This is a genomic window from Robertmurraya sp. FSL R5-0851 (assembly GCF_038002965.1).
Taxonomy (GTDB): Bacteria; Bacillota; Bacilli; order Bacillales; family Cytobacillaceae; genus Robertmurraya_A; species Robertmurraya_A beringensis.
This window is the reverse complement of record NZ_JBBOOE010000001.1, coordinates 235,251-257,419: the sequence shown is the minus strand read 5'-3', so window position 1 is coordinate 257,419 and position 22,169 is coordinate 235,251. Positions and strand designations below refer to the sequence as shown.

The window sequence follows — 22,169 nt, the reverse complement described above, 5'->3', positions numbered from 1 at the left end:
CTTGGTTTTCTTCATTTATCATTATCTAGTTTTCAAAGAACGATTATCATAGAGAGATTGCTCTCTCAAAACTAAACAAATCATATCATCAACGGTTGTTAGCTTTGACCGAAGGTCATAAGCCTCAATTTTCCTTAGAAAGGAGGTGATCCAGCCGCACCTTCCGATACGGCTACCTTGTTACGACTTCACCCCAATCATCTGTCCCACCTTAGGCGGCTGGCTCCTTACGGTTACCCCACCGACTTCGGGTGTTACAAACTCTCGTGGTGTGACGGGCGGTGTGTACAAGGCCCGGGAACGTATTCACCGCGGCATGCTGATCCGCGATTACTAGCGATTCCAGCTTCATGTAGGCGAGTTGCAGCCTACAATCCGAACTGAGAGTGGTTTTATGGGATTGGCTCGACCTCGCGGTTTTGCTGCCCTTTGTACCACCCATTGTAGCACGTGTGTAGCCCAGGTCATAAGGGGCATGATGATTTGACGTCATCCCCACCTTCCTCCGGTTTGTCACCGGCAGTCACCTTAGAGTGCCCAACTAAATGCTGGCAACTAAGATCAAGGGTTGCGCTCGTTGCGGGACTTAACCCAACATCTCACGACACGAGCTGACGACAACCATGCACCACCTGTCACTTTTGTCCCCCGAAGGGGAACGCCCTATCTCTAGGGAAGGCAAAAGGATGTCAAGACCTGGTAAGGTTCTTCGCGTTGCTTCGAATTAAACCACATGCTCCACCGCTTGTGCGGGCCCCCGTCAATTCCTTTGAGTTTCAGCCTTGCGGCCGTACTCCCCAGGCGGAGTGCTTAATGCGTTTGCTGCAGCACTAAAGGGCGGAAACCCTCTAACACTTAGCACTCATCGTTTACGGCGTGGACTACCAGGGTATCTAATCCTGTTTGCTCCCCACGCTTTCGCGCCTCAGTGTCAGTTACAGGCCAAAGAGTCGCCTTCGCCACTGGTGTTCCTCCACATCTCTACGCATTTCACCGCTACACGTGGAATTCCACTCTTCTCTCCTGCACTCAAGTCTCCCAGTTTCCAATGACCCTCCCCGGTTGAGCCGGGGGCTTTCACATCAGACTTAAGAGACCACCTGCGCGCGCTTTACGCCCAATAATTCCGGACAACGCTTGCCACCTACGTATTACCGCGGCTGCTGGCACGTAGTTAGCCGTGGCTTTCTGGTTAGGTACCGTCAAGGTACCGGCAGTTACTCCGGTACTTGTTCTTCCCTAACAACAGAGTTTTACGATCCGAAAACCTTCATCACTCACGCGGCGTTGCTCCGTCAGACTTTCGTCCATTGCGGAAGATTCCCTACTGCTGCCTCCCGTAGGAGTCTGGGCCGTGTCTCAGTCCCAGTGTGGCCGATCACCCTCTCAGGTCGGCTACGCATCGTCGCCTTGGTGAGCCGTTACCTCACCAACTAGCTAATGCGCCGCGGGCCCATCTATGAGTGATAGCCGAAACCATCTTTCAGCTTTTCTACATGTGTAGAAAAGAATTATCCGGTATTAGCCCCGGTTTCCCGGAGTTATCCCAGTCTCATAGGCAGGTTGCCCACGTGTTACTCACCCGTCCGCCGCTAACCTTTGGGAGCAAGCTCCCAAAGATCCGCTCGACTTGCATGTATTAGGCACGCCGCCAGCGTTCGTCCTGAGCCAGGATCAAACTCTCCAATAAAGAGTAAGATTAGCTCTTAAAGATAAAACGTTGGCTAGTGTATTTTTCAACACTAATCATTTTTTGTTGACGTATGATTTGTTTAGTTTTCAAAGAACAATTTGATTTGTTGGAGCGGGTGATGAGAATCGAACTCACGACATCAGCTTGGAAGGCTGAGGTTTTACCATTAAACTACACCCGCATATTATTATTTTATTATAAATGGTCGGGAAGACAGGATTCGAACCTGCGACCCCTTGGTCCCAAACCAAGTGCTCTACCAAGCTGAGCTACTCCCCGTTATTCAAAATGGCGCGCCCGAAAGGAGTCGAACCCATAACCTTCTGATCCGTAGTCAGACGCTCTATCCAATTGAGCTACGGGCGCTCTTTTTAAAGAAGCAACTTTTACATAATATCATAACCATATTTTAATGTCAAACATTTTTTGTAGTTTTTTCTTGGTGCGGCCGAGAGGACTTGAACCTCCACGGGGTTGCCCCCACTAGGCCCTCAACCTAGCGCGTCTGCCATTCCGCCACGACCGCTCATTAAGAGCGATAGTATCTATTATACATGAATCCTCCCAGTCAATCAACTGGAAATGAATGGTGCGGGTGAAGGGAGTCGAACCCCCACGCCTTGCGGCGCTAGATCCTAAGTCTAGTGCGTCTGCCAATTCCGCCACACCCGCATAATATTATGCTATACCACTTAGTAAACATGGTGAGCCATGAAGGACTCGAACCTTCGACCCTCTGATTAAAAGTCAGATGCTCTACCGACTGAGCTAATGGCTCGTACAAATTAAGATAAAATTGCCTTAAAATAAAAAATGGCTGGGCTAGCTGGATTCGAACCAACGCATGACGGAGTCAAAGTCCGTTGCCTTACCGCTTGGCTATAGCCCAATAATATGGCGGTCCCGACCGGGATCGAACCGGCGATCTCCTGCGTGACAGGCAGGCATGTTAACCGCTACACCACGGGACCTTTATTAATAGTATAATAATTTAAAAGTGACCCCTACGGGATTCGAACCCGTGTTACCGCCGTGAAAGGGCGGTGTCTTAACCGCTTGACCAAGGGGCCATATTTTTAAAAGATGATGAAAGTTACTGGCGGAGAAGGAGGGATTTGAACCCTCGCGCCGGTCACCCGACCTACACCCTTAGCAGGGGCGCCTCTTCAGCCTCTTGAGTACTTCCCCAAAATGGCTCCACAGACAGGACTCGAACCTGTGACCGTTCGGTTAACAGCCGAATGCTCTACCAACTGAGCTACTGTGGAATAAGAAAAGTGTTCATGTCGTAATCTCGACTCTTTACATTATAATGAGACGAGCTGTGAAAGTCAAGGGGGAATTTTTATTACTTTTTCCCGCTCGATGTCAGTCACGGAATAATAATTTAACATCTTTTTCTCCAACTGTCAAACATGAATTTCAATAAGTTTCCCCCGGCACTTTCCACAAACATACTTTGAAGTATTGATCCTTCTTTTTCTATTATATTGTTGAGCGCATCCGGTGCATTGATATATACGAACGGTCTTTTGGGTTCTAACTTCAGGGCGGTTCGGGAGAGTAGAACAAAAACGGGGTGCACCCACTTTTTTAAGAAGGGTTTTAAAGTCATGATCTCGGTGCTGATAGCCTTTTCCCTCTAGATGCAAATGATAATGACATAATTCATGCTTAATGATGCCGATTAATTCTTGTTCCCCCAGTTGTTCTAGATAACTTCGATTAATCTCAATGTTATGAGACCTTAACATATAACGTCCACCTGTTGTTCGAAGACGGGAATTAAAAAAAGCAGTATGTCGAAATGGCTTGTTAAAGAATTGAATGGAAATTTCCTCAACTAAATTTTGTAACTCATTGTCACCCATACTCCCACCTCACTTCTAACTAAACAAAAATTCTATGAACATGACAACCCATTATAGCATACATTGAATATACCCCTTGAAATTTGTGCTAGGAGGTATGTCTATGCCTACTTGGTTTCAAAATCAGATGCAGAAAGCATTTTTAGAGAAAAATGCCTATCAAATAAAACTACTTAACCAATGTTGGTTTTTTTACAGAAAAAAACACCGTTCCTCTTGATAACGAATTTACACTAGCGGTGCAAACTTTATAAAACACATATGAAAACGCACTTGAATTCACAATATCATTCACAGTGCGTTTTTTATTGACCATTTCGGCAAAATTTTATTGTTTATTTTGTCTTGATTCACACAGGAAATCACAGGGGATGAAGTAATTATTGGATGGTGTGTTAATAATAAGCGGAGTTTTTTCGGTTAAACTACAGAATAGAGCTTGGTTCGGGGTATATAAGCGGAGTATTTCCGACTAAGCAAAGCAAAATCGCCCGATTTCACGTTTTTTAAGTCAATAGCCGGAAACTTTCCGTCTATTTTAGCTATTTTCAGTGCAATTTCCTAAATAAGAGAAATTTCTCCGCTTATTTATCAAACTCGCTATAGCAGCTAATGAACTTGTGTAACTTTCGGGTACTTTAGAAAAAAGGAAATTCAAAAAAGGATTAGAGAGAGTTTGCATCTCTAATCCTTTTTTACTGTGTAATATTTGGTCTACTTTTACCGTTTGCACCTCACAAGTAAACCCGTTAACATCGTGAACGGTGTTTCCTTAGGCTTTACGGTTGCAGCATCGTTAAAGCGACTCTGCCTTTTTGTTGGTCTACACTATCCACCCACACGGTGACTACGTCTCCAACGGAAACAATATCGAGTGGGTGCTTGACAAAGCGATTGCATAGTTTAGAAATATGCACAAGACCGTCTTGCTTTACTCCAATATCAACAAATGCTCCGAAGTCCACTACGTTTCGAACGGTTCCTTGAAGCTCCATTCCTACTTTTAAATCTTCAAGCTTTAGTACATCTTTCTTTAATAATGGTGCAGGAAGCTCGTCACGTGGATCTCTTTCCGGTCTAACTAACGCATCAAGAATATCCTTTAATGTTAATTCTCCGATCTCAAGCTCTGCCGCAATAGCTTTGATGTCAACAGATGATAAGGTTGTTTTTAGCGCTTCTGAACCTAGGTCAGCTGAGGTAAATCCTAATTTACTTAGGAGATTTTTAACTGCTTGATAATTTTCCGGGTGAATACCTGTACGGTCGAGCGGTTCTTTTCCATCAATCACACGCAGAAACCCAATGGCTTGCTCATATGTTTTTGCACCTAACCTCGGAATTTTCTTTAACTGTGTTCGATTGACAAACTTACCTTCTTCTTCACGTTTCTTGACGATATTGGTTGCTACTGTTTTTGAAAGTCCAGCTACATATTGAAGCAATGAAGCAGACGCAGTATTAACATTCACACCTACTTGGTTCACAGCGGTTTCCACAACAAAAGTTAATGATTCAGATAATCTCTTTTGAGATACATCATGTTGATATTGGCCTACTCCAACCGATTTTGGATCGATTTTAACTAATTCGGCTAATGGATCTTGCAAGCGACGGGCAATAGATACCGCACTTCTCTCCTCTACCTGAAAATCAGGGAATTCTTCACGAGCTAAATCGGAAGCAGAATAAACACTCGCACCCGCTTCGTTAACAATTAAATAATAAATCTCTCTTTTTTGATCTTTGAGCATATCTACTACAAACTGCTCTGTTTCCCGGGAGGCAGTCCCATTTCCCACTGCTACCATTTCAACTTCGTATGTTTCAATGATTTCTTTAAACTTTTTCTCTGCTTCTTGTTTCTTCGATACAGGTGGATGAGGGTAAATCACATCGATTCTAAGAACCTTCCCTGTTTCATCCACTACCGCTAACTTACAGCCTGTTCGATACGCTGGGTCTACACCTAGAACGATCTTTCCTTTTAAAGGTGGTTGGAGAAGAAGATTTCTTAAATTCTCAGAGAATATATGAATCGCTCTTTCTTCTGCCTTTTCAGTTAGCTCATTACGAATTTCTCTTTCTATTGAAGGTTGAATTAATCTCTTATAGCCATCTTCAACTGCCTCAGTCACTGTCTCAACAACGAAGGATCGAGAATTCTTAATCCACTTTTTTGTTAAGTAGTCCATGTTACGGTCCACATTCGGCTTAATCGCTACCCGTAAAACTTCTTCTTTCTCCCCGCGATTGAGAGCAAGCGTACGATGGGGAACCACTTTGCTAATAGGCTCTGAATATTCATAATACATTTCATACACTTTTTTCTCGTCTTTTTCCATATCCTTAACACTAGCTTCAACCAATCCAGCTTTAGCAGTCTCACTTCGTATCCATTTTCGTGAATCTGCATCGTCTGAAACCCACTCAGCGATAATATCCTTCGCCCCGTTTATCACTTCTTCAATAGAGTGAACCTCAAGCTCGTCCGACAAAAATTCACTTGCCTTTTCTTCGATTGAACCATTTACAGGGAAGGTTACTAACCATTCCGCAAACGGCTCTAATCCTTTTTCTTTCGCTACAGTTGCCTTTGTACGGCGTTTCTGTTTATACGGACGATACAAATCTTCAACCTCTTGAAGCTTGATCGATTTTTCTATCTGGCTTTTTAACTCAACCGTCAGTTTGCCTTGTTCTTCGATAATCCGAATAACCTCTTCTTTTCTTTGCTCAAGGTTTTGTATGTATTGCCAACGTTCCATAATGTCACGAATTTGTACCTCGTCTAATGCACCCGTTTGTTCTTTACGGTATCTCGCAATGAACGGTAGAGTGTTTCCTTCTTCAAGTAACGAAATAACATTGTTCACTTGTTTGAAACTTAAATTCTGCTCTTTGGCTACCGTTTGTAAGAGTTCCTTACGCTTATCTATTGTTTGATCCAATGTACTTTTCCTCCAAAACGAATGTCTTTTTTCTTATTTTATCAAAGATTTCAAGTGTATCACAATGAATGATATGTACAAAAAAGAGTTACCCCATTATGTACAGGTAACTCTAATGCAATGTCCCTATAATAAATGTTGAATCATCCATTTTCGAAGTGAACCTCTCCCGTATTTGATTCGCAATACATTCATTCGATAACCCGGAGCTTAGTAATGATTTTATTCCGTTAGGCGTGATGCCGTCCGAATGAATAAGAAATTTCGAGTTTGCTTGATAAGAGTATCTCTTTGTATTAAATCTTACCGGTTTACCAGATAGATATCCGGAGACCGGAAGAGGATAGGTTAGTTCACCTTGATCTGAATATAAAAAGAAACGGATATTCCCTACACAGCTATAGTGAAATTCCTTCGTCTGAAAAAATACCTTTAATACCGCTACCGCTGCTCCTCTTTTTTGAAAAAGAGCCTGATTGCATTTTTTCATCAACACCTCAACATCTTCCTCATGATATTGTTGGACAACCTCAACCACTGCTGAAGATGCCTCATTTGCAAGTGTTCCACTGCCAAGACCATCCGCGACGACACAGGTAAAATATTCATCTTGGAGAACAAAGTAATAGCTATCTCCACATACATACTTACCTTCCTTAGTTGTTTGGTGAACAATCACTTCTATTGGTTTCGTCACGATAAGCACTCCGAACTGTTATGATCTGAGCGGATGGCATCTTGAAGTTTTTTTATTGCCTTTCTTTGCAATCTTGACACATGCATCTGAGAAATACCTAATTTCTCCCCGGTGTCTTTTTGACTTAGATTGTCCAAATACGTGTATTGGATAATCTCCCTTTCTCTTTCCGTCAAAACATGTAGAACCTTGTCTAATACAAGCTTTTGATTCACCTTTTCATAACCCTCATCAATGTTTCCCACCACGTCCAATAACGTGACAGTCCCTCCATCTGAATCAGCCTCAATAGAATGGTCAACAGACAATGCCTGATAACTTCTTCCCATCTCCATCGCTTCTAGTATATCCTCTTCGGTTTCTTGTAAGGCTTCAGCAATTTCACATACTTTTGGCGAACGCTGGAGAGTGGTGGTTAATTCCTCAACCGTTGCTTTAATTCTTGGACCTAGTTCTTTTATTCTTCTGGGAACATGGATACTCCACGTTTTATCTCTTAAAAAACGCTTGATTTCTCCAACAATGGTAGGTACAGCAAAAGCTTCAAAGCTTCTCCCAAATTCCTCATCGTACCTTCGCATCGCTCCTAACAGACCAATATTCCCGACTTGAACAATGTCCTCATGATAGGATTTTCCTTTTGAGTATTTTCGGGCAATTGTTTCAACTAAGCTTTTATAATGTAAAACCAATTGATTTTGAGCTTCATCATCCTGGTTTTGCTGATAAGCTTTTATATATCGATGAATTTCTTCTTTTGATAGTGAATTAGGTTGAGATTTGTTCTGCATTCCTCTCCACCTGCTCCCCTTCTAGGTATTTGGTCATAAAAACCGTCACACCCTCATTCTGATGAATGACCACTTCATCCATCAGCGTTTCTATCAAGTAAAGCCCAAGGCCTCCTTCACGCATAAACTCAACTGGTTCATTCCCACGATAAGGACCTACTTTTTCTCGAGCCGATTGAAAATCGAAACTCTTTCCACTGTCAGCCACGATCACTTCGAGTCGATCGCCATATGATCCAAAACCTACTGCAACCTCTCCAAGTTTTCCAGTTTTGTAGGCATGCTGAACAGCATTTGTTATGGCTTCACTTGTAGCAATTTTCAAATCTTCAATTTCATCGAATGAAAAGCCCATCCGACTGGCAATGGCAGATAATGTTAATCGAATCACACCTACGTATTCTGGCTTAGCAGGGATTTTCATTTCAATGTAGTCACAAACTTCTTTCATTTTGGTTCACCCTCAATCTGGCTAATATTCATAATATCAGCTAGTCCGGTGATCTCAAAAAGCCTCTTTAACCGATCAGAAAGTCCAACTAACTGAAATTCCCCATTGCTTGAGCGCACATTTTTAAACGTCCCCACAAATACCCCTAAGCCTGTGCTATCCATATATTCTACTCCAGAAAGATTAATAATCATGTTCACTCCGTTTCTCTCAGACAGAGGAAACAGGGTTTCTCTTAGCTTCGGTGCCGTATAAACATCAATTTCACCTGTTACACTGACAGCAACACGACCATCACATTCCGTGATATCTAACTTTATGTTCATTATACCCACCTCTTTACAAGTCAACTGCTCTTATTCGTTACCCTGAAAAATTAGTACTTAAACCTTTCTTTTCAAGATTATTAAAGTAAAATCATCTCGCAATTGAAAGTGTTGGAGCTTTTCTAGCTCTTTATATATGTTGGTTACAATCTCCTGTACAGGCAAATGGATATATTTATTTATATACGAGATTAAGGTTTCTTTTTCGACAAACCCTTCTTCTGAGCGACATTCTGTCACACCATCTGACATCAAGATAATCATGTCTCCAACATTTATGGCTTGTTCATACTGCAGATATTTCGTCCGCTTCTCTACTCCTAACAGCAAACCCTTTGCCTCAATTTCAGTGAATTCTCCCGATTGCGCACGGTAAAGAAAGCCCGGCTCATGTCCAGCGGAAGAATAGGCAAATGTATGCTCGATTGGATGATACACACCATAGAACATAGTAATAAACATACTAGGATCCACATTTTGTTCAACGACCCGATTTAGATTTTCTAATACTTTACTCGGTTCTTGTTGATTATCCGGTTGACTGTCCATCGCATATTTGATCATGGACATACACAATGCTGCCGGGATTCCTTTCCCAATGACATCTGCAATAGCTATACTTATATTATTTGTTTCATCTTGAACAAAGTGATAATAATCTCCATTCATATGCTTGGCAGGAACACTAATAGCACCTATATCCAGCCAAGGCACAGAAGGGACATGGGTTCCTAATAAGGTTTGTTGTACATTTGCAGCAATCTCCATTTCCGTTCTTAGTTCCTGCTGCTTATGGCGCAAGCTTTGAAGCTCTCTATAAGCAAGACCGTAGCCTAACATCACTTCTAGTAACATATCAAAGGAGAGCGATACTTCTTCTGGTAACTCTGGATACATTTCATTCATAAGAGTTTTATGTAAACTGATGATTTCCTCAGGGGAGATTCGATGCTCAATAGACTTTCTACTGAACTTTTGGCCCTGATACAACACTTGTTCAGAAGGGTCGTTTATGTATTTTTCAAGTATGTGCCGGTATTTTGCCTCCATCAATTCTCGGAAATCCATAAAATGCTCCCCCTAACGCACCCACTTAGTTGCCGTTATCTCTGTACCATTACCTGGTGTTGAGTTAATCCCAAACCCATCCATCAAGCGTTTGACTCCTGGCAATCCAGCCCCTAAACCACCTGATGTTGAATATCCATCCTCCATTGCTTGCCTTATATCCTTTATACCAGGTCCATTGTCTATGGCTACTACCTTCAATCCCGCTTTGCCGTTTTCATATAGTTTTTCAATGCAGATTTGGCCCTGACCAGCGTATAAATAAATATTTCTAGCTAATTCACTAATAGCAGTGGTGATTCTAGCCTGATCTACCGTTCCAAATCCAAGCTCTTTTGCCACATTTCTACCTAGCTGCCTAGCTGCAACAATATCCCATTCATTAATGATTTTTACGCAGGATTGGATCCCCATTTGGTTATTCCCCCAATTCCTGATGTAATTTCTCCAAACCTTTTTCTAGATCCAAAGCTGTTAGGACATCATCTAAACCAATTCCTAATTCAATAAGAGTAATCGCCACCGCTGGCTGAATACCTGTAATGACAACTTTAGCACCCATAAGTTTAGACATATTAATTACATCACCAAGCACCTTCGCGATGAAGGAATCAATAAAATCAATGGAAGTGATATCAATTACAACACCATTAGCGCTCGTTTCGTGTATTTTATGAAGCAAATCTTCCTGAAATTGAAGGGCCGTTTGATCGTCCAATTCCCATTGAATTGATACTAGTAAGCAATTGTGTAATTTTAGAATGGGTATCCTCAATTTTCTCCCCCCGTGCTGATAATCTTTTTATTCATAATTTCAAGAGCAGACTCAATGCCCTTTTTCAGTGTATTTTTTGTTGTAATTTGATTTAAATTAATCCCAAGATTGACGATTGTCTGTGCTATTTCTGGACGAATCCCTACTAACATACACTTGGCCCCAACTAGTCTAACTGCATCGGCAGCTTGAATAATATGATGAGCGACCATTGTATCTACAACCGGAACACCCGTAATATCTATAAGAACAACTTCTGAACGATTTCTTACCACTCCATTTAACAAGCTTTCCATAATCTGTTTTGCCCTCTCCGTATCTATCGTCCCAACAAGAGGCATGACAGAAATGCCATCAAACACGGGAATTAAAGGAGCGGACAATTCTTGAAGAGCAATTTTTTGAAGTGAAACTGTTCGCTCCCAAGTCGAGGAATATACATTAACAATCTCATTTGTCATTGGACTTATCCAGTTATCAAAGTCATAAATGATTTCCATACGATTTTCTTCATTTACATGACCTGATGCATTCATTCCTTCAAAAGCAATTCTTGCAAATTCCCGTAATCCGTCAGTAACAAAGGTTAAAGGCCACGCAAGTCTAACTACTTTTTCAGCAAACTCTACAAGCTTTTCACTATACTTTTCATCAGAATCTTTTAGATTAGAAACAATTAGATCAATGAACTCTCGGCTTGTCCCTACGAATACTTGGTCAGAAACCACCTTCAGAACCCGCTCATCTGATTTTTCCTTCATGCTCTCAATCCACTTTGTTAATATCTCTTCCCGATTCGTTTGAATATACTGTTCAATAGCTTTGTTCATTATATCCTCCCAATTTTAACATGTTAGGTTTCTTCAAAACGGATTGTCTTTAAACTGTAACGTAAGCTTAAAACCAAATTTTGAACCTATCCATAATGATAACAATTTTATGCGAAAGCTTAAACTAATTATGACAATATTGCGACTTTGTTATATACCCTTTTTTCGAGTAGCTAAACATAGTGCAACCAGGCCGTTTTGGATAGGCACAAAAAAAGGATAGCACTCGGCTATCCTTTTTTTGCACAGTATGATTTCTTTTTCATACAATAAAAAAACGCCCTTAGTAGAGCGTATTTTTAGAATTCAATAAGACCTAGGCTAATTTGTAAAGCTTCGTCCACTTTCTCCATCATTTCGTCATCGAGATGAGTGATCTTATCGGTCAGACGTTGTTTATCAATTGTACGAATTTGTTCCAACAGGATAACTGAATCTCGTTCGAAACCATAGCGTTTCGCATCAATTTCAACGTGAGTAGGCAGTTTCGCTTTCTGAATTTGAGCTGTAATGGCTGCAATAATCACTGTGGGACTGAACCGATTCCCGATATCGTTTTGGATCACAAGAACTGGACGAACGCCACCTTGCTCGGAACCAACAACTGGGGATAGGTCTGCAAAATAAACGTCACCACGTTTGACAATCAAAGGATTATCCCCCACTTACTAGACGTTCAACTGTATGTTCTGCCTCATACTCTGCTTGAAACGCTTCTGAAGCAATCGTTAAGTTGATCTTCGCCATCTCCATGTAGCCTCTTCGCATGGATTCACGAATTTGTCTCTTTTTCCGCTCACGCAAGTACATTTTAGTAGCTTGATAAATGAATTCGCTTCTGTTCACATTCTCCTGTTTCACAAAACCATCCAATTCGGTTAAAAGATGTTGCGGTAATTTCACCATAATTTCTGTTGTTGCGCTGGACTCAGACACAAACATACACCTCCACCATCACTACACACCATTTTATCTCTACCATATTTTATAATAACACCAATCCACCACAATGCAAAGGGGAATAAGTCATACTTCAGTATTATCCACCAAAAAAATACCCTTTTATTCATGAAGTCTCCAAAGATTCATAAATCTGGATCTTTTTCTATAAATCCTTATTCTAAAAGGGATACCACTATACATATGAATGCAAAATATCGTTTCTTTGCTCAATCGTTTTTCCATATTTTTTATAAATTCTAGGCACACGACTTGAAATGATACAAGGAACTTCATAATTAATTGTTTCTAATTTGGTTGCAATTTCATTCATTGAAATGTATTCCGTTTGTTGCTCTCCAATAAGCGTAACAAGGGTTCCAATGGGAAGTTCTTTAGGCAATCTAATCATGCATTGGTCCATGCAAATTCGACCGACAATCGGTACTCTTTTCCCTTCAACTAGCACCTCTTGCCCGTGTAGCTTTCGAATCCAACCATCCGCATAACCAATTGGCAACGTGCCAATCCACTCAGGCCCCTGAGCGGTATAAGTGGCACCATAGCTAACCGAATCCCCTTTTTCTAACTTTTTTACATGAATAAGTCTGGTGTGAAGTGAAAATGCGTCCTGTAACGGAAAGGGTAACACGGACTCCATTTCTAGGGATGGAGTCAACCCATACATCCCAATACCAAACCGAATGGCATTAAATGAAGCTTCACCAAAGCGAAATGATGCTGCACTGTTGCTTGCATGGACAAGGTCTGGCTTTACCTTTAAATACGATAAAAGCTCGTGAAAACGCGAGAGTTGTTTTCGAAAATAACTCTCTTCTAACTCGTCCGCTGTAGCAAAGTGAGTATAAATTCCCTCAAAAAGAAAACATCCACTTGATTCTAGTAGCTCCTCAATGGATGTCAATTCTTCCCTTGAACGAACACCAATTCTTCCCATACCTGTATCAAGTTTTATATGAATAGATAATTTTTCTCCCTCACCTAACATTCCCTTTGCTTGTTGTAACCACTCATATCGAAATACAGTTAATGTAATATTATTTTTAACGGCGACCGATGTATCCTCGGGACGACTGGCTCCTAATACAAGGATAGGGGCTGTTATTCCTTTGTTCCTTAGAGCAATGGCCTCATCTAAAAACGCAACGGCCAAGTAGGTGGCACCAGCTTCTAAAGCAGCTCTCGCTACTTGTACATCTCCGTGACCGTATGCATTGGCCTTTACAACCGCAATCATTTGAACGTGATTCGGCAAAAGTTTTTTTAACTGTGAAACATTATACATGATTTTATCTAAATGAACTTCTGCCCATGTATCTCGATAAAACAAAGTATTGTGACTCATTTCTACACTTCCTTCTACTTCCGGTCTAACATATACATACGATTATCGAATCCTAGGCGGTGATTGTCAACTTACTTATCCATACAAAAAGAACAGGCTTCATCATGAGAAGCCTGTTGATTCATTATTTACTTATATCCCCTTGCACTTGAACCGATCTAGCTAACATAGCCATTTCTTCTTCGGATAAGTCATTGGAGGCAAGCATGTAATCTACCCCTTGATACGTCCATGAAATGGTATTTCCTGACATAGCACCAATTGTGAAACCAAGGTCAATCGGTTCACCAGAAACTGTTGTTGATGTAACCGACGCTTCGGCAACAATGGCTTTTTCCTGTACAAGCGTGAAGCTCTTTTCACCATCATATGTTAAAATCACACGTTTTCCATTCTCAGTTTTCACTTCTTTTTCTTCGATTAAGTCCACACCAGCAATCTCTTCTGTTGGATACATCACCGTGAACGCTTCATCTTTTACATTTGACATAACAGGAACTTCAAGCTGGGCACCTGTCATATTTTTAGCCATATCAAAATCCTTCGCATCAAAGCTAGCATCAAATTTAACATTTGTAAATTCGACAGTTACTAATGCCTTTCGGTCAGGATCCATTACTTTTACGCTAACTGGTGTTAAATCCTTTTTAAACGTAATCTCTTGGTAAGGCAGCATCTTGTTGTTTTGATATCTAGTCTTTGTTTCAAATACATAATGCTCCTTAGTCGCACTAAACTTTGCTTCCTTATCAGCAATAATATCTTCAATCAGTGATTCATACAAATACGCCTGGCTGCTATTTTCCGGCCAATCGCTTTGGAAGCGGAAGCTCTTATTAAGGGCTGGTGTTAATACAAACACACCGTCATCATTACGTAAAATCATTTGACTTTGGTCTTTTTGAGCATTCTTTAAATTTACTCGATAGTAAGTAGGAGCTTTGTGCCAAATTTGCACATCATACGTCTGAGGCTCAGTTCCCATTTGCAAAGTCATGGTGGCATCCGCCTTATAACCTTTCAAACTTTCAACCTTCCCGGTTAAATCCTTCACCACATCTTCTTGTGATTTAGATCCACAGGCGGCTAACATAAGTACTGCCATTAGCCCGGCGAATAGCAATAATAATTTCTTCCTCATTCCTTCAACCCCTTTAGTTTCATTTCTTCGTAGTAAGAAGAGTGAGGGAAGGATATGAACTCTTACGGTTTTAGTAACCGCTAAAGAAACTCGCCGCCATCCCCCGCTCTTCTGTTGCACTATGAATATATGAGACAACCTTGGGGAATATGTCCAACGATTGGAACAAGCTATTTATTTTTTTCAATCACCACTTGCGCAACCGCATACTCTTTACTATGTGAAATGGATAGGTATACACCTTGACTAAAGGGTTTTATAATCATTGGCTGCCCTTTTTCATTCGACTGAATTTCGATATCCAAAAATGATAAACTTTCACCAATACCCGTTCCAACTGCTTTAGAAAAGGCTTCCTTTGCAGCGAAACGCCCTGCTAAGTATTCCGTTTTCCTTTTCCCATGATATGTATGATATTTATCTTTTTCTCTAGGTGTTAAAATTCGATCGACAAACTTACTTTGCCTTGCACTGAGCTCCTCAATTCGAGAAAGCTCAACGATATCAATACCTATTCCCGAAATCAAACGTAGCACCTCCTTCTAAAAAATGATTACGAAGCATATTGTGTACAAACTGTATTGTAATCACGTGTATTATAGATATGAAACAGTTATGATAGTAAAAATGAATACATTGGAGGGTTCTTATGTTTATCCGAACGGAGAGCTTCAAAGATTTTACCCGTTATTACCCCATTATAACCGGTATTGTCTTTATTCATATTGTTTTGTACTTGCTTATTGTTCTTCCCTTCTTTCCGGGTGGTCTGATTTTTGAAAGGTTAGCTGGTGTAAATCTTTATATTATGGAAGGGGAACTTTGGAGGTTGGTGACTCCTATCTTCCTTCATAGTGGGTTTCCACATCTTCTATTTAACAGCTTTTCCCTTGTGTTGTTTGGTCCAGGTCTCGAGCATATCCTTGGTAGAAAAAGCTTTATCACCCTTTATTTATCAACAGGAATTCTCGCAAATCTTGCTACCTTATTTTTAAAACCATTAACCTACACACATGTCGGGTCAAGTGGAGCCATTTTTGGATTGTTTGGCATTTACTTAGCGATGATCTTTTTTCGGAAGGAAATGCTTTCTCGTGAAAACACACAGGTGGTGTTAGCCATTGTCGTAATAGGTGTGATTATGACATTCGTTAACGCAAACGTAAATGTGACCGCTCATATTTTCGGTCTTCTTGCCGGTCTTATTCTTGGCTCCTTTGCCATTGAACGCGGAAGAGAGCTTACCTCCTCCTTTCAGAGAATCACCAAAAGAACACTCCATTCCTCGGGCGGTCCTAAAAAATGGAGCCCCACGTCCATTATGCTTGCCGTGCTCATTTTCTTAGCCCTAATTGGATTACTAAGTAGATAAAAAGCGCCTCAAAAAGGCGCTTTTTGGCTATGAGAATACCAGTGATAAATCTCCCTAGCTTCCTCTTTTTCAATATCAACAATCGTCCCTCCGATGGCTCCCATCCCCGATTTAATGAGACTTGTCATCGTAGCTAGATTCTTTCTTCTTTGAAAGAAACTTTCTTTATAAGAAACCGATTGAACATTATTCTTTTTCATAAATAGAGTATGCTTAATAAAGCCTCTATACTGGATATTTAGCTGCTGCCCCTCGATACTCCAGCCCGCATCTTTATAGATTACATATGACCAGGCACTAGAGAACAAGAAAAGCATGATTGACAGTAAGCCCCATAGCTTAAAAATGGCTATAGCAGTTATCACCAATGGAACCACCATCAAGGCTCCCCGGAACAAATACCTTGGAAGCGAACGTTTCGGCGGCTTATTAAATGGCTGCTTTGTAGCTAAAATCGGAAGATGCTCCTGAAGGATATGAGCAACCTGCGCTTTCTTCACAGCCGGTAATAATAGCACCTTCGATCCCTCTGTATTCCTTACAGACCCACCTGCACTTATAAGATAAACGGAACATAGTCCAAAGGGCTGTCTCAGAATGTTTTCAGAAATGCGAACGGCTTGAATTCGATTCAACGGAATGGTGATTTGTCTCTTTTCTAACAAGCCCCTAGATATGATGATCTCTCTCTCTGTTTTCTTCACCGTAAATTGAGCGAATTTCACCATCGTTCCAACTAATGCGACCACCCAAGCGAGTAAGAACCCTATAAAGACAAGCACAGATACGATGACGATACCATTTGAAACCACCCTCTCTACTTCTCGATAGGCACTTTCATACGGGATCAGATCATCCAGTTGAGACAAAAATGCGACCATGGCAGAAAGAACCACCCCCACCCCTCCAGAGGTAGTCGCTAACAACAGAAGTTCTTTAGAGGAAATTTGATAAATAACCTTTTCCTCCGCACGTTCTTCTATGCGCTCAACTTCGATATCCAAAGTATCTTCAACAAGCTTACTCTTCGCTTGAGCGATAATTTCTTGAATCCGATTCGCTTCTTCCTTTGTTATGGCGGTTAAAACCGCCTCCGCATCCGATGCACCACTTGGTCCAGCTGTTTCTACCTTCACCTTCACAAGACCAAATGGCCGGTGAAGGATTCCCTCAGAGAAATCCAGACTTTGAATGCGATCAAATGGAATATACCTTTTCTTCCTTACGAGCAGGCCATACTCCATTCGCAGCTCCCCTTCTTCCAATCGATAGGAAAAGCGCAGCCAATTTAATACGCCAATTCCGAGTACCAAAATGACGACGACAATTGAACCCATAAAAAACCAAAGATCACCTTCTGAAGCCTTTGTTCCAAACACAAAGAAAGCTACAAACGGAACGATTAGCTCTTTAAGTTGCTTGAAAAAATTCGTGACTGCCGCTATAGGATGAAGTCGCTTCGAATTAGACATCTTCATCCGCCACCCTTGCTAATCTTGAAATAAATTGACGCAGCTCCTCTGCCTCCTCCATCGGAAGCGCAGGAATTTCGTGTACGGTTGCCGCTGTAGATACATCCACAGTAGCAAGTCCGTATTTTTTCAAAAGCGGTCCTTGTCTTGTATCAACATGTTGCACCCTGATCATTGGGACAAGCGTTCTCTTTACCACAAACACACCTTGCTGAAGTTCAATTTCCTGCTCTCTCACCTCATAGCGCCACCTTTTCCAACGCAATAAAGGAAATAGGTACACATATAAATAAACATGAAGAATGATTGCTGCAACAGCAGCTATTACAACCCAAGCAGGCCATGAAAATACATTGGATAGCCAAATCACTCCCCCTGCCATCAACATTACGCTGACTGAGGTCATTGCTCCTGTTATTCGCCACACCGAAAGGGCCTTGTCTGAAATTCGTTTCTGCGGTTCATTCATATTTGCAAGCTCCCCCTACTCCATAGTAACTCTTCTTCTTGTCATACGGTTTGAGCAGGAAATAAGTTTCATTATTGTATTTCAAAACTCGATTGATCCAACCAAGTGATGTTTTTTTCTCCCTTTAAGTCTTCCACTAATTGAAATAGTGCAGCATCCTTCTTTTTCGCCTCAATCATACAATGAATTTCATGAACAGAACCTTTAATCGTATGTAAAAAATGCAAGAACATCTCTCGATCAATCGTATCCGCATGGGAACGGTATTCCTTCTCGGACTTCGGACTAGAAATATGCATCTTAATGGGTAACTTGGACAAATTCCACGTCGAGACAACCCGATCCCATTCCTTTTCCCATTCTGGTTTCTCATGATTCGCTAAGTGATGATGATAGTCAAACACTATAGGAATCCCTAACTTTTCACATAGGTACAACGTATGTTCGAGATGAAAGCTCGTGTCATCATTTTCAAGCATAATCATCCGCTGGATTGAGGCAGGCACATAAGCCCAGTTATGAATAAATTGCTCAAGTGCTTTTTCTTTATCCTCATATGCACCGCCTACATGCATAACACAACGATGCTCTGGGTCAATTCCCATCCCTTTGAGCAATGCTTCATGCATCGCAAGAGTCTTTATCGAATTGTTTAATATATCGGTACTCTTCGAATTCAACAGGACAAAATGATCCGGATGAAAATCAACACGGATCGGATGCTCTTGTAAATAGTGGCCGATTTCTTGCAATATTTCTTTTAACGGTCTCATATACTTCCAGTCAGACAACTGCTCATGATTAGCAAGCGGAATCAGTTTGGAACTAAAGCGAAAGAAATGGATCTCATTTGCTACATTATGCTTAAGAAGTCGTAAGCAGTTGGTTAAATTATTTTTTGCTATTCGCTCTAGCTTTTGAATAGCAGCTTCCCGGTCCGGAATTTGCGAAAATTGCTTAAAGGTCATTGTTTGTGATGGAGAAGCGTTTTGAAGCTCTACGCTCATTGCCACATACCCCAATCGAACAATCATTTTCAGTTCACACCTTCGTTTTCATATTTTGCATAGTTTGTGGCAATTCAGCTTTAGTATGTATGAGATAAAGCGGATGCGTACACGTCATAAGTAATCATTTTATGACGCGTACGCCGGATTTCGGTTGCGTTACACGTCATAAGAACACACTTATGACGCATAATCCCGCAAAACAGTTGCCTTAAACGTCATATAAAAAACCCCTAGCTTTCCGGCTAGGGGTTTGAACACACTTAACGATTATAGCTGTTTGATCTTGAATCAGTTCTGTTCGAGCTACTGTGGTTCGAACGGCGATTACCTTGACTTTGACCTTGTCTTGGCTTAAAAGAGCCTTTGCTTCTGTTTTTAGAGTCGTATTTCCCACGGCGATCATTGTTACGGAAGTCTTTTTTCATTGGTAATGGTTTCTCTTCCGTTAACGTTACCGGTGTTGAATCCGGCTCCTTCGTTAACATTTTGAGAACCGCTGCCACGATGGTGGATGCATCCTGTTGCTCTAGAAGCTCATCTGCCGCCTGCTTGTAATATTGTAAGTTTTCAGATTCGATCGATTGAAGAATTTTTTCGATGGCTGCTTTTTGCTGTCCTTCTAATGCCTCATCTAACGTTGGAGGCACCATTTTCTCCATCTTTCTCTTGATCGTTTTTTCTACCACTGATAGGTATGATTTTTCTCTTGGTGTAATTAACGTCATCGCCATACCTGTTTTACCCGCGCGGCCTGTACGACCAATACGGTGTACATAGCTTTCAGGATCTTGTGGAATATCGAAATTGTACACATGAGTAACACCAGAAATATCTAGTCCACGTGCAGCAACATCTGTTGCCACTAGCACATCAATGGACCCTTCTTTAAACTTTTTCAAAACAGACATACGTTTCGCTTGGCTTAAATCACCATGAATTCCTTCGGCCATATACCCACGTAAATTTAAGGCTTCTGAAAGCTCATCAACTCTACGCTTTGTACGACCGAATACAATTGCAAGCTCTGGCGCTTGAATATTCAATAGGCGCGTTAAGATATCAAACTTACTCTTTTCCTGAACCTCTACGTAAAATTGCTCAATGGAAGGAACAGTCATTTCCTTTGCTTTCACTTTAACAACTTCAGGGTTCTTCATAAACTTCTCAGCCATACGTTGAATAGGTGCTGGCATCGTCGCTGAGAATAACAGAGTTTGACGCTCCTCTGGAGTTTGGGCAAGAATAGACTCAATATCCTCAATAAAGCCCATGTTTAACATTTCGTCTGCCTCATCCAAAATCACTGTATGTACATTTTCAAGGCGAAGCGTTTTTCTGTTAATGTGATCCAGAACTCTTCCTGGAGTTCCAACAATAATTTGAGGGAATTTTTTCAGCGCGCGAATTTGTCTATTGATATCTTGCCCACCGTAAATGGAAAGAACTCTCGCTCGTTTTCCGTAGCCAATTTTGTATAGCTCTTCAGATACTTGGATCGCTAACTCTCTTGTTGGTGCAATAACGATTCCTTGAACCACATTCGAGTCAATATCAATCTTATCGATTAAAGGAATTCCAAAGGCAGCAGTTTTTCCTGTTCCAGTCTGCGCTTGCCCGATCAAGTCTTTGTTCTCCAAGCTAAGTGGAATGGTTTGTGCTTGTACCGGAGTCGCTTCCTCAAAGCCCATTCTCTTTAACGACTTCATCGTTGCTGGACTAATACCTAAATCTTGAAACTTTGTCATCAATGTTACCAATCTCCTTTTGTAACGAAAAATATTATCCCGTGTCCACTTTCCCCAAGGTAAGGGGGACGAAGTGAAACTTTCTCTGCATACGGCATCTTATGAAAAAGTACTCTTTATTTAAAAGAGCAATCAAAAGTTTCACTATGTATAAGGTAATTTAGCATCTATAAGTCGGGTAACACACCCAACCGTCTTAATCACTATAAAGTGAACAAGTATATAAAAGTGAAAAAAGACATTCCCCAAGTGGAGTATGTCCGAAAGTTGTCCTTCTCGTTGTCACTTTGAAGTTATCTTACCATCTTAAGGAACTGAATGCAATGAAATAGGTCTCTCCCTAATACTCCCCTTTAAGAAACGATAGCACTTCTTCAAAAAGCTGATTTCTTTCCTCGCAGTGGCAAATCAGGTGCTTCGCATTCTGATAAAAGACGATTTTCTTTTCCGTCGCGCTGATTCTTTCAAAAAGGAAACGGGCACTTTTGGGAGGAACAATTCCATCGACATTGCCTTGTGCAATAAAGGTTGGGATATGAATCTCAGGAAGCAACGGTCTAACATTAGATACTAATCGTCTAAATTGCATCGTCGCTGTTAGTGGTGTTTCCTTTATTTTTCGTTTGTAACGGAGGAACATTTCATTTTCCAACAAACCGCCTCTAAACGTATCTGTTACCATTTCTTTTATGTCTAATGCCAGCTGCTTTGGATTCATATAATAGGCAGCTGCACTCAATAAAACCAGCTTATCGACCGGATAATGAACCGCTAAATAGCTTGCAATCATTCCCCCCATTGAAAAACCAATCACATACACTTCTTCGCATGTTTCTAAAAGAGACTTTAATTCTCTTTCAGCGTGGTGAAGCCAATCATGATAGGCTACCCCCTTAAGATCTAGTGTTTCACCATGTCCAGGAAGAGTGGGTGTAACCAGTCGCCAGTCTGTATGTTTTTGTAAAAAGGAAACTAACGGCTCCACCTCAAAAGGTGCACCGGTAAAACCATGGATACATAGACAACCAATCACCTTTTCTCACCCTTTACCAATTTCTTTACAATTCTATTTTACACCCTATTTCTGTAAAAGAAAGGGTTATTTATTGTAATTTTACACTTTTAGGGTGGAATCAGGTTTTATTAGCCGTTGGTTTTACTTATTCTCCAATGATTTCTGCTATTCGTGAGAGTCATAATGT

Annotated in this window: 22 protein-coding genes, 11 tRNA genes and 1 rRNA gene; 2 read left to right on the top strand and 32 right to left on the bottom strand. The window is 41.1% G+C overall.

Translation table 11 applies throughout. From position 1 onward, the window contains the following. Positions 1-138: 138 nt before the first annotated feature. From MKX65_RS01435 to MKX65_RS01375, 13 genes are all read right to left on the bottom strand, one after another. Positions 139-1,690 (bottom strand): 16S ribosomal RNA (locus MKX65_RS01435). Between the two features lie 110 nt (positions 1,691-1,800). Continuing rightward, positions 1,801-1,874, bottom strand: a tRNA-Gly gene (locus MKX65_RS01430). Positions 1,875-1,895: 21 nt separating this feature from the next. Continuing rightward, positions 1,896-1,972, bottom strand: a tRNA-Pro gene (locus tag MKX65_RS01425). Between the two features lie 10 nt (positions 1,973-1,982). Continuing rightward, positions 1,983-2,059 (bottom strand) — tRNA-Arg (locus tag MKX65_RS01420). 74 nt (positions 2,060-2,133) lie between these two features. Continuing rightward, a tRNA-Leu gene (locus MKX65_RS01415) sits at positions 2,134-2,219 on the bottom strand. 61 nt (positions 2,220-2,280) lie between these two features. Then, positions 2,281-2,365 (bottom strand) — tRNA-Leu (locus MKX65_RS01410). Between the two features lie 30 nt (positions 2,366-2,395). After that, positions 2,396-2,471 (bottom strand) — tRNA-Lys (locus MKX65_RS01405). A gap of 36 nt (positions 2,472-2,507) precedes the next feature. Next, positions 2,508-2,582: transfer RNA gene (locus tag MKX65_RS01400), tRNA-Gln, on the bottom strand. 6 nt (positions 2,583-2,588) lie between these two features. Beyond that, positions 2,589-2,664, bottom strand: a tRNA-Asp gene (locus MKX65_RS01395). Between the two features lie 27 nt (positions 2,665-2,691). Then, positions 2,692-2,763, bottom strand: a tRNA-Glu gene (locus MKX65_RS01390). Positions 2,764-2,790: 27 nt separating this feature from the next. Beyond that, positions 2,791-2,881 (bottom strand) — tRNA-Ser (locus MKX65_RS01385). Between the two features lie 4 nt (positions 2,882-2,885). Then, positions 2,886-2,961, bottom strand: a tRNA-Asn gene (locus tag MKX65_RS01380). 141 nt (positions 2,962-3,102) lie between these two features. Next, entirely contained in the window at positions 3,103-3,564 is a 462-nt protein-coding gene (locus tag MKX65_RS01375) for a SprT family protein (protein ID WP_340901892.1), read from the bottom strand. A gap of 103 nt (positions 3,565-3,667) precedes the next feature. Here MKX65_RS01375 and cmpA point away from each other — a divergent pair, with 103 nt between their 5' ends. Continuing rightward, positions 3,668-3,784, top strand: coding sequence for a cortex morphogenetic protein CmpA (gene cmpA, locus MKX65_RS01370; RefSeq protein ID WP_119706371.1), 117 nt, complete (start codon positions 3,668-3,670; stop codon positions 3,782-3,784). A gap of 559 nt (positions 3,785-4,343) precedes the next feature. Here cmpA and MKX65_RS01365 read toward each other — a convergent pair. The 14 genes from MKX65_RS01365 to acpS form a co-directional block, all read right to left on the bottom strand. Next, complete coding sequence (locus MKX65_RS01365) at positions 4,344-6,503, bottom strand: Tex family protein (RefSeq protein ID WP_377057523.1); 2,160 nt, start codon at positions 6,501-6,503, stop codon at positions 4,344-4,346. Between the two features lie 124 nt (positions 6,504-6,627). Next, complete coding sequence (locus tag MKX65_RS01360) at positions 6,628-7,215, bottom strand: PP2C family serine/threonine-protein phosphatase (protein WP_445677937.1); 588 nt, start codon at positions 7,213-7,215, stop codon at positions 6,628-6,630. Then, positions 7,209-8,003 (bottom strand): RNA polymerase sigma factor SigB, encoded by a 795-nt coding sequence (gene sigB / locus MKX65_RS01355; RefSeq protein ID WP_160549381.1) that lies wholly within the window; start codon positions 8,001-8,003, stop codon positions 7,209-7,211. Before sigB ends, MKX65_RS01360 begins: the two co-directional genes overlap by 7 nt. Beyond that, positions 7,981-8,454, bottom strand: coding sequence for an anti-sigma B factor RsbW (gene rsbW, locus MKX65_RS01350; protein ID WP_160549382.1), 474 nt, complete (start codon positions 8,452-8,454; stop codon positions 7,981-7,983). The genes sigB and rsbW overlap by 23 nt, the downstream gene beginning before the upstream one ends. Continuing rightward, positions 8,451-8,780, bottom strand: coding sequence for an anti-sigma factor antagonist (locus MKX65_RS01345; protein ID WP_160549383.1), 330 nt, complete (start codon positions 8,778-8,780; stop codon positions 8,451-8,453). Before MKX65_RS01345 ends, rsbW begins: the two co-directional genes overlap by 4 nt. A 57-nt stretch (positions 8,781-8,837) precedes the next feature. Continuing rightward, positions 8,838-9,848 (bottom strand): SpoIIE family protein phosphatase, encoded by a 1,011-nt coding sequence (locus MKX65_RS01340; RefSeq protein ID WP_160549384.1) that lies wholly within the window; start codon positions 9,846-9,848, stop codon positions 8,838-8,840. A 12-nt stretch (positions 9,849-9,860) separates the two neighbouring features. Further along, a complete protein-coding gene (locus MKX65_RS01335; protein WP_340901877.1) occupies positions 9,861-10,262 on the bottom strand; it encodes an anti-sigma regulatory factor in 402 nt (133 codons plus the stop codon). A gap of 4 nt (positions 10,263-10,266) precedes the next feature. Next, positions 10,267-10,623: an STAS domain-containing protein gene (locus tag MKX65_RS01330; RefSeq protein ID WP_066060023.1), complete on the bottom strand. Its 357-nt coding sequence runs from the start codon at positions 10,621-10,623 to the stop codon at positions 10,267-10,269. Continuing rightward, the gene (locus MKX65_RS01325; RefSeq protein WP_340901873.1) at positions 10,620-11,453 is read right to left on the bottom strand and encodes an RsbT co-antagonist protein RsbRA; all 834 of its coding nucleotides are present in this window, start codon (positions 11,451-11,453) and stop codon (positions 10,620-10,622) included. The genes MKX65_RS01330 and MKX65_RS01325 overlap by 4 nt, the downstream gene beginning before the upstream one ends. 299 nt (positions 11,454-11,752) lie before the next feature. Continuing rightward, positions 11,753-12,103 carry a type II toxin-antitoxin system endoribonuclease NdoA gene (ndoA, locus tag MKX65_RS01320; protein ID WP_019156408.1) on the bottom strand — a complete coding sequence of 117 codons (351 nt, stop codon included), beginning with the start codon at positions 12,101-12,103 and terminating at the stop codon, positions 11,753-11,755. A gap of 4 nt (positions 12,104-12,107) precedes the next feature. Then, complete coding sequence (locus tag MKX65_RS01315) at positions 12,108-12,389, bottom strand: CopG family ribbon-helix-helix protein (RefSeq protein WP_066060032.1); 282 nt, start codon at positions 12,387-12,389, stop codon at positions 12,108-12,110. A gap of 199 nt (positions 12,390-12,588) precedes the next feature. Then, complete coding sequence (alr, locus tag MKX65_RS01310) at positions 12,589-13,758, bottom strand: alanine racemase (protein WP_340901863.1); 1,170 nt, start codon at positions 13,756-13,758, stop codon at positions 12,589-12,591. A 124-nt stretch (positions 13,759-13,882) separates the two neighbouring features. Then, positions 13,883-14,899, bottom strand: coding sequence for a LolA family protein (locus MKX65_RS01305; RefSeq protein ID WP_160549389.1), 1,017 nt, complete (start codon positions 14,897-14,899; stop codon positions 13,883-13,885). A 170-nt stretch (positions 14,900-15,069) separates the two neighbouring features. Next, on the bottom strand, positions 15,070-15,426 hold the full coding sequence (acpS, locus tag MKX65_RS01300; protein WP_160549390.1) for a holo-ACP synthase: 357 nt from the start codon (positions 15,424-15,426) through the stop codon (positions 15,070-15,072). A gap of 122 nt (positions 15,427-15,548) precedes the next feature. Here acpS and MKX65_RS01295 point away from each other — a divergent pair, with 122 nt between their 5' ends. Next, positions 15,549-16,271, top strand: coding sequence for a rhomboid family intramembrane serine protease (locus MKX65_RS01295; RefSeq protein WP_160549391.1), 723 nt, complete (start codon positions 15,549-15,551; stop codon positions 16,269-16,271). Between the two features lie 8 nt (positions 16,272-16,279). On the opposite strand, the gene MKX65_RS01290 is transcribed toward MKX65_RS01295, so the two are convergent. The 5 genes from MKX65_RS01290 to MKX65_RS01270 all read right to left on the bottom strand — a co-directional run bounded on the left by MKX65_RS01290 (position 16,280) and on the right by MKX65_RS01270 (position 22,000). Next, positions 16,280-17,743 (bottom strand): PH domain-containing protein, encoded by a 1,464-nt coding sequence (locus MKX65_RS01290; protein ID WP_160549392.1) that lies wholly within the window; start codon positions 17,741-17,743, stop codon positions 16,280-16,282. Then, positions 17,736-18,212: a PH domain-containing protein gene (locus MKX65_RS01285; RefSeq protein ID WP_160549393.1), complete on the bottom strand. Its 477-nt coding sequence runs from the start codon at positions 18,210-18,212 to the stop codon at positions 17,736-17,738. The genes MKX65_RS01290 and MKX65_RS01285 overlap by 8 nt, the downstream gene beginning before the upstream one ends. Positions 18,213-18,283: 71 nt before the next feature. Further along, positions 18,284-19,246, bottom strand: coding sequence for a UV DNA damage repair endonuclease UvsE (gene uvsE / locus MKX65_RS01280; RefSeq protein WP_160549394.1), 963 nt, complete (start codon positions 19,244-19,246; stop codon positions 18,284-18,286). A 236-nt stretch (positions 19,247-19,482) separates the two neighbouring features. Beyond that, entirely contained in the window at positions 19,483-20,967 is a 1,485-nt protein-coding gene (locus tag MKX65_RS01275; protein ID WP_340901857.1) for a DEAD/DEAH box helicase, read from the bottom strand. A gap of 340 nt (positions 20,968-21,307) precedes the next feature. Continuing rightward, the gene (locus MKX65_RS01270) at positions 21,308-22,000 is read right to left on the bottom strand and encodes an alpha/beta hydrolase (protein WP_340901856.1); all 693 of its coding nucleotides are present in this window, start codon (positions 21,998-22,000) and stop codon (positions 21,308-21,310) included. Positions 22,001-22,169 lie beyond the last annotated feature (169 nt).